General features: G+C 36.7%; 12 protein-coding genes. 1 reads left to right on the forward strand and 11 read right to left on the reverse strand.

All coding sequences use genetic code 11. The features are described from left to right. Nucleotides 1–173: 173 nt before the first annotated feature. The 11 genes from leuA to I5677_RS05645 all read right to left on the reverse strand — a co-directional run bounded on the left by leuA (nucleotide 174) and on the right by I5677_RS05645 (nucleotide 12,554). Nucleotides 174–1,844 carry a 2-isopropylmalate synthase gene (gene leuA / locus I5677_RS05595; RefSeq protein ID WP_197660595.1) on the reverse strand — a complete coding sequence of 557 codons (1,671 nt, stop codon included), beginning with the start codon at nucleotides 1,842–1,844 and terminating at the stop codon, nucleotides 174–176. A 719-nt stretch (nucleotides 1,845–2,563) separates the two neighbouring features. Beyond that, the gene (locus tag I5677_RS05600; protein ID WP_197660596.1) at nucleotides 2,564–2,842 is read right to left on the reverse strand and encodes an HPr family phosphocarrier protein; all 279 of its coding nucleotides are present in this window, start codon (nucleotides 2,840–2,842) and stop codon (nucleotides 2,564–2,566) included. A 30-nt stretch (nucleotides 2,843–2,872) separates the two neighbouring features. After that, the gene (locus I5677_RS05605) at nucleotides 2,873–4,090 is read right to left on the reverse strand and encodes a CdaR family protein (RefSeq protein ID WP_197660597.1); all 1,218 of its coding nucleotides are present in this window, start codon (nucleotides 4,088–4,090) and stop codon (nucleotides 2,873–2,875) included. Next, nucleotides 4,071–4,949, reverse strand: a complete 879-nt coding sequence (gene cdaA, locus I5677_RS05610) for a diadenylate cyclase CdaA (RefSeq protein ID WP_197660598.1) — start codon at nucleotides 4,947–4,949, stop codon at nucleotides 4,071–4,073. The genes I5677_RS05605 and cdaA overlap by 20 nt, the downstream gene beginning before the upstream one ends. 61 nt (nucleotides 4,950–5,010) lie before the next feature. Further along, on the reverse strand, nucleotides 5,011–6,045 hold the full coding sequence (locus I5677_RS05615) for a hypothetical protein (protein ID WP_197660599.1): 1,035 nt from the start codon (nucleotides 6,043–6,045) through the stop codon (nucleotides 5,011–5,013). 20 nt (nucleotides 6,046–6,065) lie between these two features. Then, nucleotides 6,066–6,467, reverse strand: a complete 402-nt coding sequence (locus tag I5677_RS05620) for a hypothetical protein (protein ID WP_197660600.1) — start codon at nucleotides 6,465–6,467, stop codon at nucleotides 6,066–6,068. Between the two features lie 607 nt (nucleotides 6,468–7,074). After that, the gene (locus I5677_RS05625; protein WP_197660601.1) at nucleotides 7,075–7,455 is read right to left on the reverse strand and encodes a VOC family protein; all 381 of its coding nucleotides are present in this window, start codon (nucleotides 7,453–7,455) and stop codon (nucleotides 7,075–7,077) included. 474 nt (nucleotides 7,456–7,929) lie between these two features. Beyond that, on the reverse strand, nucleotides 7,930–9,423 hold the full coding sequence (gene lysS, locus I5677_RS05630; protein WP_197660602.1) for a lysine--tRNA ligase: 1,494 nt from the start codon (nucleotides 9,421–9,423) through the stop codon (nucleotides 7,930–7,932). Between the two features lie 79 nt (nucleotides 9,424–9,502). Continuing rightward, nucleotides 9,503–9,985 (reverse strand): transcription elongation factor GreA, encoded by a 483-nt coding sequence (greA, locus tag I5677_RS05635; protein ID WP_197660603.1) that lies wholly within the window; start codon nucleotides 9,983–9,985, stop codon nucleotides 9,503–9,505. Between the two features lie 501 nt (nucleotides 9,986–10,486). Continuing rightward, a complete protein-coding gene (locus tag I5677_RS05640; protein WP_334298786.1) occupies nucleotides 10,487–11,749 on the reverse strand; it encodes a diaminopimelate decarboxylase in 1,263 nt (420 codons plus the stop codon). 130 nt (nucleotides 11,750–11,879) lie between these two features. After that, nucleotides 11,880–12,554 carry a PHP domain-containing protein gene (locus I5677_RS05645; protein WP_197660605.1) on the reverse strand — a complete coding sequence of 225 codons (675 nt, stop codon included), beginning with the start codon at nucleotides 12,552–12,554 and terminating at the stop codon, nucleotides 11,880–11,882. 721 nt (nucleotides 12,555–13,275) lie between these two features. On the opposite strand from I5677_RS05645, the gene I5677_RS05650 reads away from it, so the two are divergent. Further along, nucleotides 13,276–15,207 carry a DNA gyrase/topoisomerase IV subunit B gene (locus I5677_RS05650; protein ID WP_197660606.1) on the forward strand — a complete coding sequence of 644 codons (1,932 nt, stop codon included), beginning with the start codon at nucleotides 13,276–13,278 and terminating at the stop codon, nucleotides 15,205–15,207. Nucleotides 15,208–15,225: the final 18 nt, after the last annotated feature.

Below are 15,225 nucleotides of genomic sequence, written 5' to 3' on the forward strand. Positions count from 1 at the left end.
GCGTGTTCAAGTGTTTCTAAGCAAGCTTAGAGCACTCTCACTTTGCCTTCACATAAATATAACTGCCTGCCAACTATGGATCTGAACTTTCCTAGCCGGCCGGCAGTTATCTATGTTTCACTAAGTATATTTCAATTTATTCAATAAACAATTTGTTTGTTAATTATGATATCTTAATTCATATATAGACGGTTTAGGGCGCTGAACATAGCCCGTATGGAAGCCCTTGTAATGTTCGAGCTTACTCCAACTCCAAACGTGGTTTTACCCGTCTCTATATCCAATAATTGAATATATGCTGCCGCTTGTGCATTACCGCCGCCACTAAGGGCATGCTCTGAATAATCCAGTACCTTAAAACTGATACCAAGTTGTTTTTGTAGTCCCTTTTGTACGGCATCAATGGGTCCATTTCCTGTAGCATCAAAAACTTTCGTTACACCATGATCTGTATACTCAACAGCTGCTCGGGTATATCCGGCTTCATCACCATCCGTCATATCTTCGAATTTACATTTTCTAAAATGCAATGGCTCTTTTTTATCTAAATAGCTTACTTTAAATTCATTCATTATTTGATCAGGCGCAACTTCACCTTGTTTCTCAGAAAGATCTTGAATCACCTGTGCAAATTCCTTATGCATTCCCTTAGGAAGCTTGAATCCAAAATAGGTTTCCATGATAAAGGCAACTCCGCCTTTACCGGACTGACTGTTTATTCTAACGATCGGCTCATATTGACGTCCGATATCAGAAGGGTCAATCGGGAGATAGGGTACAGCCCAGATGGTACTGTTCCGTTCCTTCATGGCTTTAATACCCTTATTAATCGCATCTTGATGCGATCCTGAGAAAGCTGTAAATACCAGTTTACCTGCATAGGGATGTCTTTCATGTACCTTCATTTTACATAAGCGCTCATATGCTTCTATAATTTCATTAATATTCGTTATATTTAATTCCGGATTGATCCCCTGTGAGAACATATTATAAGCCAGAGTGAGAATATCCACATTACCGGTTCTTTCACCATTACCGAACAAGGTGCCTTCCACTCTATCAGCTCCTGCCATCAATGCCAATTCAGCAATCGCCACTCCGGTTCCACGGTCATTATGGGGATGAACGCTTAATATGATCGAATCCCGATTGTTTAAATTACGGCTCATCCATTCAATCTGATCCGCATACACATTGGGTGTATTCATCTCAACGGTTGCAGGCAGATTCATTATCATCTTCTTATTTGGCGTTGGTTCCCATACATCCCCAACTGCATTGCATACTTCCAGAGCATACTCCACTTCGGTTCCCGTAAAACTCTCCGGTGAATATTCCAGGATAATTTCACCTGAAAAATCCTTTGCATATTCTTTCACCAGTTTTGTTCCTTCAATTGCAATCTGTTTGATTTCTTCTTTGCTTTTATGAAATACCACGTCCCTTTGCAATGTTGAGGTTGAGTTATAGATGTGGACAATTGCCCTTTTCACTCCCTCCAGGGATTCAAAGGTCCTTTTCAGAAGATGTTCTCTACACTGAACCAGTACCTGAATGGTTACATCCTCCGGAATCAACTTACGCTCGACCAGCTGTCTGAGAAAGTCAAATTCGATCTGAGAAGCAGAAGGAAATCCAACTTCGATTTCTTTGAAGCCAAGATTAACTAAAAGTTGAAAAAACTCAACCTTCTCTTCCACAACCATAGGCTCAATCAAAGCCTGGTTACCGTCTCTTAAGTCCACACTGCACCAAATTGGCGCCTTCTCTATCTCTTTGTTTGGCCACCTTCGATCAGGCAGATTAATAATAGGACTTCTTTGATACCTTTTATAATTTAACATAATACTTACCTCCAATTAATATGATTTACTTTTTGTTTTCAACAGAAAAACTTTACATTCTTGCTTCATTATCATCACATTAACTATGGAGTCGATAAATCACACTGTATTTCTTAATAATGAATAATTTTGCATTGTCTACTCGAGTCCCAATCAAATCATATCCTTTCATTTTATAATTTATTATGATTAGGGCGTCAAAAGCCCAGAAATAAAATATCATACGTAAATTCGCACCAACGACTTCATACTGTTGCTCACTAAACTATGTTTGCATCACTCTGAATAAAGAAAGTGTATGTGCAAATTGACGAGTTCGAGTTTGAAGAGAGGCTTATGACACCCTGATCTTTATTATTTAAAAACCTCTTCTTCATTTTATATATTTACGATAGTAACCGAAAAGCCCTTTCGGGCTTTATAACAATTTCGTTTACCATGATCTTAAGTTATTATTCCATATTATGTTGCTGTTCTTTAAAGTATGTTATGATTTGAATCTGTCATATTATATGTCTTTGTATAACAGTAAGAATACTGTTAACATATACATCTATATGCATAAATATATGTATACATAGCAAAGCGTTTCTTATTATGAATACAATTTCTATCTATATTCTTGGTATAGGAAATTCATAGAGATTTCAAATATTATAAAAAAGGCCACTACCAAATATAGTGACCTAAATTATAACATCATGCCTTTTCTTTGGCAACTATTTTTTTATGAATTCATCCCCCAGACCTTTTTGTATCATATCGCTTAAAACCTCTAGTGCTTCTTCCTCATCAGGACCTTCACAGATGAGTTCTATTTCATCCTCATACTTAACACAAGCAGATAATACGCCTAGAACACTTTTAGCATTTACTGTCTTTTCCTCAAGCTTTATCGATATATTTGATTTGTAATCGATGGCTCTGTTGCATAAAACACTAATTGGCCTAAGATGAAGTCCTGCCGGTATCCTTATGACTATTTTTTTACTTACCAATCGCCAACCTCCTATCTGCTACCAGGTCAATTACCGTTCCACATTTACTCTGACCTTAGGCGTATCATATATAACACTATTGGGTAGGTCTGTTTTAATTTCCATGGTATATGTACCGGAAGAATATCCAGCCATATTAATATAAGGATTTAAATTTTGTCTCGTCAATTCTGTTATTAAATCCTTAGGTCCCATTACTTTTACCCTTATGGGACCGGTAGTAATAAAGTCTAAGTCTAATGAACTTGACAGGTTCTTAATATCAATATCCCTTGGCCATATGGAAACTTCCGTAGATTCCATCTTTTCTATTGTAATGCTGATTGCCACTGTCTTATCCTCATCAACGATAATTATATTTTCACCCTCCGGTAAGGCATCTAATAGATTTATTTGCTTTTCGATACTACTTGATGCACCGGTGATATCCTCTGTAATGGGTAGATATTTTATATCTGCAAGGATACTTTCCTCTGCCGCTATGGTGATAACCTCCGGTTCATACTTCTGCTCTGTTTGCACATAACCTTCGGCTGGTTCTCCTGTAATGTTTAATAAAACATTAATCATTTTCTTTCTGTATAAATCAATGCTTACAAAGAGATTCTTTTCACTATAATCCAGTTTTGATTCAATCGGGTTACCTTCTTCATCCAAAGCTATGGGTTCTGATATCCTGGTAAATGTTCGGGATGCACCTGTTACATCTGCTTCAGCAACCACTTTTGATATTCGGTCTACTCTTGCTTTCGGTCCGGTTACAGTGATAAAAATTGGACTTACGCTTGTCTCACCAACAACATAGCCTTCTGCCGGCTCACCCTTTGCTATTACATCGACTTTCACTGTTTTATCTACTAATTCCTCACGGCTGATTTTCATATGCTTAGGCAAGCCTTCCGTAATCTCCACTTCACCCTTATATTTCGGACAGGTAATACTAATGGGAACCGAATCAACAACCGATAAATTTTCAAAATCAGCTGTTACCACAAAATCATCTTCTGTCAATTCATCCCGTATGGAGCGCCTTGCCCTTACAGTAAAGTCAATTGTATCGCCTTCAATAACTTCATATTCCTCGTTAAGTGCATGTATCGCATCTTCATTTATAATTTCAACCTCAACATTACGAAACTCTTTGGGAACCACAGGATCATCCACATTCGTAATAACTAACCATAAGACGGAGGCAAGAAGGATGGATAGGATTTTTAAACCAATATTCCTAGTCAACTTGTCTTTCATTCTTGATTCTTCCCTTCCATAATTTTATTTTCTTAGCCTCAGTGGTTTTCTTCTGTGCATCGGTTAGCTTCGATCTTAGATAATCTCCGTCTATGTTCCGAATTAATTTCCCTCCCTTGGCAAGTGATACTTTTCCGGTTTCTTCTGATATAATAATTGTCAAACTGTCTGAAACCTCACTAATACCTATGCCGGCCCGATGCCTTGTTCCCAAGTCTTTACTCAGTTGCATATTATCTGATAAGGGTAAATAACAGGTAGCTGCAACAATCCGATTGCCCCTAAGAATAACTGCACCGTCATGAAGCGGGGTGTTATGTTCAAATATATTAATCAATAACTCACTACTGGTTATACTGTCCAGATAAATTCCTGTGCTCTCAAAATCATTGAGAGGTGTATCTTCCTCAATCACAATTAAAGCACCTGTTTTTGTCCTTGCCAGCTCAAAGGTAGCTCTTACAATTTCATTCAAGGTATGGTCTGAAAATTTCTCATTTTTTTCCTTGGTGTCGTCAAAGGTAATAATGGATCTTACGATATTTCGCTGTCCCAACTGTTCCAATGCTTTTCTAAATTCTGGCTGAAATACAACGATGAGCGCTATAATTCCGACACTTATGGTATTCGTAATGATCCATATAACTACATTCAATTCAAATATCACTGCGATTAACCAGAACGCCATTACAACAACCAAGCCCTTTACCAGAGACCATGCTCTGGTCGTCTTAACCCATTTTACCAAATGGTAAATCAGAAAAGCTAAGATCATTATTTCTATTACATCTGTTACAGTAATATCAGGAATCGATAGCCATATCAAATAGTTGTAGATAAAATTGCTGATTGAATCCATACCTTCTCACTCCCACCTTTTTACTTTGCTACTCTACTCTATCCGTTCCTGTTATATCATATTATTTATAATCCTGCGATTTATCCACAGTAATATCATCATCCTCGTCATAATCCTCTTCCATATCAAGCTCCTGTCTCCTAACAGTGCCTTTGGAGCCTCTGTCTGCAGTCTTAACATTGATATGTTTCACATTCACCTGGGGTGTTGTTACGGTAATCTTAGGAACAGCTTTTACATAATAATAATATACATCATCCTCAAATTGTGCATGTTCAACGCCTGAATAATCCAAGGTTAATTTGAAGAAATGAATACCATAAACAATTACTGCAGAAACTATCGTACCCAAAATCATACTTAATATCTGATTCGAATTGTCCATAATCAGATCACTTACTAAAAACCCCAGAATACTGGTTAATGCACCTGCTACAATCGAGATTTCAAATGCATAATCAAACTTCATCTTTCGAACAAAGTAGGTTACCATCAATATGAGTGCAAAAACAACCATTGTCATAATCATCATTCGGTTTTTAATCAGGCTGTCAATTACATATTTATAAAGCTGCATAATTTCTTCTGCTGTTATATTCACCTGCATCGTTACAGCAGATTTTATTATTTGAAATAAAAAATAAATAATCACACCACAGCTGGTAGGGATAATGGCAACCGGAGTTGAAATAAGTCCCAATAAAATCGGTATCATATATGGTATCTTAAGAAAATATAGAATCGGTACTGCCAACATAACATATCCAAACCTAGGTGTATATCGAGCAAACAAGAAATATAGGATTAACAATATCAATACGATAATAATTGATAGAATAGGTGAAATAGAGTATACATGTAAAGTTGATAATAAAGCTGCCAGGAGTACCATAATAGCAGAGGGAGTAAACGCGCTTAATAGGGAAAGCAAAAGTACTACCGGCAAAGCTTGCAATCTCGCATCATACCCGATTTCATTATTAATGGTTCGAAATGCGATAAATGCAAATAAAAACTTAACAGCCGGTGTTATATATATATCATATCTTTGATAAAAATTTTTTACACGTTCTCTAAAAACAAGTAATGGCATCATTATGATTCATCCTCCCAAAATTAAGACTCCGGAGTCTCTTCGTTATATAGCTTATTTAAGCGTTTTAACAATTTATAGTATTTTGCTAACTTTTTTCTTGAAGCATCATATTTCATAGAATAGCCTATGGCGGAACCCAATCCATATACTGCTACAAATATAATATAAATACCAAGAATATACGTTCCCAGTGTTTTATAATCCAAATCAACTGCATGACGTATCAGATATTCCATTTCATAAAGAAAAATCATAAACAGGATAAGCGCATAGCCTATCGTTGCACTGATAATGGATTTTAGTATCTGATATCTAACATAATCTGTTTTATAATACTTACTTAAACGGATATCTTCTTTACCTTCTTTATTTTCATATACAGCTAATTTCGTCATTAATCTGATTTTTTTATTATTTAACATGTTCTCCTCCTGAACCGTGAACTCCTATTTCAAGCTTTCACAGGATTTTCCAGAAATATACATGGCAATGAATCTATATGCAAATCCATACTCTAGTATATCATATATAAAATTGAATTTCGAGACATTTTTTTATTTTCGTTGTTGCTTCCCTTAGATGATTGAAAGGATACAATTTTCTATACAAGAGCAAAAATTTTCTTGGCAACTCTCGCGCCAAGCGCGGTCGGTATAACCGACAACAATCCTTACGCGCGAGTGCGCATCCTGCCCGGAAGGCTTTTTATGATATAGGAAATTCGGAGTAATTACCTATATCATAAAACAAGATCTGCTGCAAAATGAAACTTCAGGGAATATGACTTCCCTGACTGATCCATTTTGCAGCAGACCCAATGTCTCTAACTTATTTATACAACATATATATATGTAATTCTGAAATGTATTATGTTTCAATCCTCTTTTAAGCTGAAACAACGATAATTTAAATCATTAATTCTAATATCATTTTTGCCGGCGCTGATACCATCTAAAGTATCTTTTGATGAGGAACAAAAAACCATAGGCTATCAACTCGATAGCCTATGGTTTCTTAAAACTTTATTTCTTACACTACATCAAAGCAAAACGGATGTCCCTCAGGATCGAGCATTACAGCCCATTCCCCATATTGTATATCTGCTTGTCTTGCTCCAAGTTCTAAAGCATAATTAATCCATTCCTGAAGCTTTGCTTTCTCCATACTAAAATCAAGGTGTAGCATTTGCTGTTGCTTGTTAACCTCTTCAGGCCATACTGGAGCAACATATAATTCATTTCTTTGGAACCCTATGTTTACGTTACACTTTTCTGATCCTATAATAATGAAATCATCCGTTTCATAACCTTTATGCCAGCCCAGTAACTTAACATAAAAATCAGAAAGCATTACAGGATTTTTACAATCCAAAACCACTTTGTCAAGGTTTATTTCGCCAATATTTTCCATTCATTTCTCCTTATCATATTACCCGCATTTGATAATTCAAGAAGAAATACAAATGTGGGTGTTTAGTTAATAATCACCTGTCCTATGTGCGCAATACTTTTCATAAAATCACTCCCCTTCTGATAAGATGAGTATATTATAGTTCAGTAGAGTAAAATAATCAAGATATTTGAACACTAATTTCCATTATGTGGGGTTGACACACCTCGCTTCTGAAACAACTATGATTTTCTATACAAATATCCTTGGTAATATTATTATTTATAACAAACACCCAATTATTATTATATTTGACATTGCCTTGATTACAGCTTTTTTATCGATAATACGCTGCTTTTTTATAAGAAAAGAGGATGAAAGTATGTCTTTCATCCTCCAGTAATAGTATTTTTAGTTGATCTTATGCTTTGATCGTGTTCTCATTAATTGATCGTAAAATCGGTCGTAAGTTTCGCCCTTACCAGCACGAACTTTTTACTCTTTGGTCTTCATCGTCGGGAATAATAATACATCCCTGATTGCCATGGAATCGGTTAATAACATAATAAAGCGATCAATACCAATTCCTATACCACCGGTAGGGGGCATACCATATTCTAGCGCTGTAAGGAAATCCTCATCTAACTCATTCGCTTCCTCATCACCAGCCGCACGAAGTGCCTCTTGCGCTTCAAAACGTCCTCTTTGATCAATTGGATCATTTAATTCCGAGAAGGCATTGGCCATCTCACGCTTCGTAATAAACAACTCGAACCGCTCTGTATAATCAGGATTTTCCGGTTTTCTACTGGCTAACGGTGAGATTTCAACCGGATGATCCATAATAAAGGTAGGCTGTACCAGATGCTCTTCTACATATTCTTCAAAGAACAGATTGATAATGTCTCCTCTCTTATGTCTCTCTTCATATGCGATATGATGTTCCTTCGCCAGAGCCTTCGCTGCCGTCTCATCAGGAATCTGATCAAAATCTATATTTGCATATTTTTTAATAGCATCTACCATAGTTAACCGTTCGAAGGGTTTTGAAAGGTCAATCTCAACGCCGTCATAAGTAATTTGCGTTGTACCCAAAACCTTCATTGCAACATTTCTAAATAAATCTTCCACAAGATCCATCATTCCGTAATAATCCGTATACGCCTGATATAATTCCAGCAAAGTAAATTCCGGATTATGTCTTACCGATAAACCTTCATTTCGAAATACTCTTCCTATCTCATATACCCGCTCAAGTCCGCCTACAATAAGTCTCTTAAGATATAGCTCCAAGGAGATTCTTAAATGAATATCCTGATCCAGGGCATTATGATGGGTATTAAACGGTCTTGCAGCCGCACCACCGGGGGTTGAAACCAAAACCGGAGTTTCTACTTCAAGAAAATCCTTACTATCCAAATAATTACGTATTTCTCTTATAATAAGAGAACGCTTAATAAATGTATCACGAACTTCAGGATTTACAATTAAATCCACATACCTTTGCCTATATCTGGTGTCAGTATCCTTAAGACCATGAAATTTCTCAGGAAGTATCTGAAGACTCTTAGATAAAAGTACCACTTTTACAGCTTTAATAGAAATCTCACCGGTATGTGTTTTAAACACTTCACCGTTGATACCTACAATATCACCGATATCGAATTTCTTAAAATCAGCATAGGGTTCTTCTCCGATCTCATCTCTCTTAACGTAAGCCTGAATATCTCCGCTTAAGTCTCTGATATTACAAAACGATGCTTTACCCATAACTCTTTTAGACATAATTCGACCTGCTAAAGCAACAATTTTCCCTTCGAAGTTCTCAAAATCGTTCAGGATGTCCTTAGCGTGATTGGTAACATCGAATTTCATAATTTGAAAAGGATCTTTCCCGTTATTTTGAAGTTCCGCAAGTTTTGTTCTTCTAACCTTGAGTAATTCATTGATATCCTGTTCCGGTTGTGTCTGTAATCTTTCGTCAGCCATGACTCTTCACCTCTTATCACTGTAAACTGATACACCTTTATCTAATGTTATTATTTATATAACTTCTTAACTGTATCGTCTAATTTGATTTTTGAATCTCTAATATTTTGTACTGTATTGTTCCCGTGTGGGTAGCCACATCAACCACATCACCTACGCGCTTACCAAGTAACGCCATGCCTAGCGGTGATTCATTGGAGATTTTACCTTTTAAACTGTTTGCCTCTGTTGACCCAACAATTTTATATTCCAATTCTTCGTTAAATTCCATATCAAAAATTCTTACTTTACATCCGATGTTTATCATATCCAGATCTACTTCATCTTCTACGACAACCTCGGCATTTTTTAGAATCTTATCGATTTCTTCAATTCTTGCTTCAATATCTCTTTGCTCATCCTTAGCAGCATCATACTCAGCATTTTCAGAAAGGTCCCCCTGTTCTCTCGCTTCCTTGATTTTCTGAGCCACTTCTTTTCTTTTGTTCACTTTTAAATCATGAAGTTCTTCCTCTAGCTGTTTTAATCCCTCATAAGTCAATATGTTTTTCTTCTCTACCATAAAAACACCCTTCCTCCATATTGCTTTCTATAAAACATACAATACATTCAAAGTATTATATCGTATCGATTGTTTCTTGTCAACATTATAAAAATCCTTGATTTTATGAATCATTTTATCAGCAGGTGACGACTTTTAGATTATTGTGACCCTTAGATATATCTTATATGGCTCACTTACCAAATTGTTATCTCTCAAAAGTATCCGATTGTTCTGAATTCATCCATTAATAAATAATAACATTTTGTCACAATATATAAATGGATGCATACAGAACATACTTATCTTTTTTTAGCAGGCTGACTAGTATCTTTACGAAGTTTATAAAATTGTTGTGACAATCTTAACTTTTGTTACCTCGAAAGTTACATTATATCTTATCTTCAAACCATATAAAATATTCTATTCTTTTGTGAATATTCCTTCCAACAGACTGATTAAGGTTCCTGTTTTTCTTCGAAAAACCGCATAGTTCATATTGTTATTAGAAATTATAAATTATTAATAATCTTTTAAAATATCGCAGAAATCAAAGGTTGCAAAATAGTCCTTAGGCGTTTCTGCTCTTCTAATCAACTGTATAGAATGATCTTCCTTTAATAAAAGCTCAGCCGATCTAAGCTTACCGTTATAATTATATCCCATAGCATAACCATGAGCTCCGGTATCGTGTATCACAATCAGATCACCGATATCAATCTTAGGAAGCATACGGTCAATAGCGAATTTATCGTTATTCTCACATAGTGAACCGGTTACATCATACTTATAGTCACAAGGGGCATCCTCTTTACCCATAACTGTAATATGATGATAGGAACCATACATAGCAGGTCTCATCAGATTAACCGCACAGGCATCCAGACCAATATACTCCTTATAAATGTGCTTTTCATGAACTGCAGTAGCAACCAGATGTCCATAAGGAGCCAGCATAAAACGACCAAGCTCTGTAAAAATCGCCACATCCGTCAAACCGGCCGGTACAAGAATATCCTCGTATGCCTTTCTTACACCTTCCCCGATCACCATGATATCATTCGACTGTTCCTCCGGCTTATAGGCGATACCAACGCCACCGGATAAATTGATGAATTTAATCTCTACTCCGGTTTTTTCCTTTACTTCGACAGCCAACTCGAATAAGATGCTCGCCAAGGTAGGATAATATTCATTTGAAACCGTATTGCTTGCAAGGAAAGAATGGATACCAAAATATTTTGCTCCCTTTTCCTTTAACCTTTTAAATCCATCAATTAATTGTTCTTTTGTCAGCCCATATTTTGCATCGCCCGGATTATCCATAATGCCGTTGGCTGTCTTAAATACTCCACCGGGATTATAACGACAGCAAATCGTCTCCGGAATACCTGCTACTTTTTCTAAGAAGTCAATATGTGTATAATCATCCAGATTGATATATGCATTCAATTCTCTTGCCTTAACGAATTCCCCTGCCGGCGTTGCGTTGGAGGAAAACATGATTTCATCTCCTGAAAATCCCAATGCTTCAGCCATCATAAGCTCCGTCATAGAGGAACAGTCCACACCACATCCCTCCTCCTTAAGTATATTGATGATGAACGGATTTGGTGTCGCTTTTACTGCAAAATATTCTTTAAATCCTTTATTCCAAGCGAAAGCTTCTTTTAATCTTCTGGCATTTTCACGAATTCCCTTTTCATCATAGATATGAAAGGGGGTAGGATAACTTTTTGTTATTTCCTTTAGTTGTTCTAGCGTTACAAATGGTTTTTTCATAATCTTAACCTCCTGTTGTTTCTTATTTTATCGTTACAGGCATTCGTAAAAAATAAAACGTTCGAGTTTCTTCGAAGCCGGTAAAATAATCTTATTTACTGTAATTTTAGTTACCTGATTTAGGTTTCATAAGTTAGATCCTTATCAACTTATATCTGCCTGCTTTAATACTTTCTATAAAATCCTGACTGTCCTTAATTTTATGCTCAAAATCAATTCCTGCAAGGGCACTTTCGTAGCCATGGGCGTCTGTTCCGGCTGTGACCGGCAAATTTAAACTTTTTGCATATGCAAGGGCCTTATGGTCAAACTCCGGATCATGATTACCACAATTAATTACCTCCACTGCATCAATGGTATCAGGAAACAATCTTACTTCTTTGATATAAGGACGTATTCGAAACGGATGAGCATGGATAACGAATCCTCCGTCTTCATGGACCCTCCTATGGTACTCTTCAACAGACCAGGTTAACATATCAGGATGTTCTAACAGCCATTTTTTATCCAGACCATAGATTAAAAATTCGGTGGCTTGAAAATAAGCTTCCCAACCGAAAAACACTGAAAGTCCGATCCGGTCTCCCTCTTCCTTAGCATTTTCATACCCTTTACAAAACAACTCAATCTGCTTCTCCCAGGGTAAATTCTTCGGTATGCAACTGTTACCGTTTAAAAAGTGATCGGTTACTACAATTCCGCTATAACCTGCTTCTTTATAGTTTCTTACATGCTCCGCACCGCTAATGATAGAACACGCACTGGCTTCTTTGGTATGTAGATGGGTTTCATATCGATATAATGCCATAACTGCACCTTAACCTTTCACTGAGACATATTAATAAAATGCCTTAGGTAATCCCGTAAAATAATGTTTTCAGGAAGGATTTTCATATTAACAATTAAGAATTGTTCCTATTATACATCATTTTATTTTTTTTTCAAATATTTTTTAAGAAACTAGTGTAATTAACTGAACGGGACTGTAAGATAAAGATTCTTAAAAAGGAGTGAGGGGTAGATGAGTCCCACACACACAAGTTGGATTACACATTCGTTGATTTGTATGCCTGCTTACGTACATAAAGGTTCGTATCAGGCATACAAATCAACAAATCTGTTCTCCAAATAGTGTATTAAGGGATTCCTCTACCCCTCACTCCTTTCATACAACATTTACTGAAAGCCCCTAATTTTTATTTATCATAATAATATATAATATAAAGTTTTACACCTGAAATTTCGATGTATTTTACGGTGACATAATTACCATTATACCCAACATCCTGTAACTGCATGCTTAAAAACCACAACCTGTCGTACACATGATTGACATATTACTGGAAATCTTTTTTTTGGTATGTTATAATGTTTCAGAATAATATAGCATCATCTGTATCATCCTATGTTTTATGCCTATGCCGCTAGATATTAATGTTGTGTCTATGTGGTATATGCTTACGTTCGGATTTATATCAAAATGGAGAAATAAATGTAAATAAAAACTTGAGAAGAAGGGGTTTAACATCATGGAACAATATAGCGGAAGTCAGATAGTTGTTTTAGAAGGACTTGAGGCAGTAAGAAAACGTCCCGGTATGTATATCGGTAGCACCGGTCCCAGAGGCTTGCACCATCTTATATGGGAAATTCTCGACAACGGTATTGATGAACATTTGGCGGGTTATTGCTCAAAAATTGATATTACTCTATTAAAGGACGGCGGAATTGAAATCTGTGACAACGGCCGAGGCGTACCTGTTGACATCCATCCTACAAAGAAAATACCAACCGTCCGGGTTGTATATACCATCCTTCATGCCGGAGGTAAATTCGGCAACTCCGTATATAAGGTGTCCGGCGGCTTACATGGCGTTGGAGCATCGGTCGTAAACGCGCTATCAAAGCGCATGGTTGTCGAAGTAAGAAGAGACGGAAAAATATATCGTGATGAATATACTAACGGCGGCCACCCAATTGTTGATCTGGAAGGTGGTTTGCTTCCGGTGGTTGGAAAATGCAATAAGTCCGATACCGGCACTAAGGTTACCTTCTATCCGGATGACAGCATCTTTGAAACCGTGGATTTTAAAGCTGATATGATACATAAGAAATTAAAGGAAATTGCCTTCCTCAATAAGGGTCTGCTCATTAATTTCATAGATCAACACACGAATACAACGAAAAGCTATCAAGAAGAGTTCGGTATAAAGAGCTTTGTATCCTACTTAACCCGGGATATGACTTCATTACACGAAGAACCGATTTATCTGGAAGGAAAAAGTGGTGATATTGAAGTTGAAATAGCACTTCAATATACGGATAGCTACACAGAACAGATCAATGCTTATTGTAATCGAATTAATGTGGTAGATGGCGGAACTTTGGTAACGGGTTTTAAAACCGGTTTAACCCGGGTTCTTAACCAATATGCCAGAGAACTTAATGTCCTGAAAGAAAAGGATGAGAACTTTGACGGTAAAGATATCCGTAATGGCATTGTAGCCATCATTTCCATTAAGCATCCTGACCCTCAATTTGAAGGACAGACAAAAACAAAGCTTGGTAATACCGATGCAAAAAGTGCAGTTGATGAAGTATTCTCCACTGAATCCCAACGGTGGTTTGATAAAAATGTAGAAGTATTAAAGAGTATCTTAGATAATACCATGAAATCCTTTAATGCAAGACGTGCCAGTGATAAGGCAAGAACAGCAGTTTTAAAGCAGCTTAACGATGTTGATACAAGAAGCAAACTCGCTTCCTGTTCTTCAAAGAAACCAGAGGAATGTGAATTGTATATTGTTGAGGGTGATTCCGCCGGTGGTACGGTAAAGACGGCTAGAAACAGAAAGACTCAAGCTGTTCTTCCATTACGGGGTAAGATATTAAATGTAGAAAAAGCGACTCTGGAAAAAATACTTTTAAATAATGAAATTAAATCTATGATAGCAACCTTTGGCTGCGGAATAGGTGATGAATTTGATATAACGAAGCTACGTTATGATAAGATAATCATCCTTACCGATGCCGATGTCGATGGAGCCCATATCAGTACTTTGTTACTTACCTTCTTCTATCGCTTTATGCCGGAGCTTATCTTGGAAGGCAAAATTTATAAAGGTCTCCCTCCTCTTTATAAGGTGGAATTCGAGACAAGTGTGAAAGGCAAGAAATCAAAACAATCCCAGTACCTATTTAATGACTTTGAGCTGGAGAAATTCCGTAAAATTGAAGGTAATAAAATAATTAATATCCAACGTTATAAAGGTCTTGGAGAAATGGATGCTCACCAGCTATGGGAAACCACCCTTGATCCGGAGACCAGAATTCTGGCCAGAATATCCATCAGTGATACGGTGGAAGCTGATGAAATTACTACTACCCTTATGAGTAGTAATGTTCCCCCACGAAGAACTTTCATCATGGAAGAAGCAAGATATGCCAAGGTTGACATTTAGCGATTACAAAAAGCGTAC

This window comes from Mobilitalea sibirica (assembly GCF_015999265.1).
In the GTDB taxonomy this organism is placed as follows: Bacteria; Bacillota; Clostridia; order Lachnospirales; family Lachnospiraceae; genus Mobilitalea; species Mobilitalea sibirica.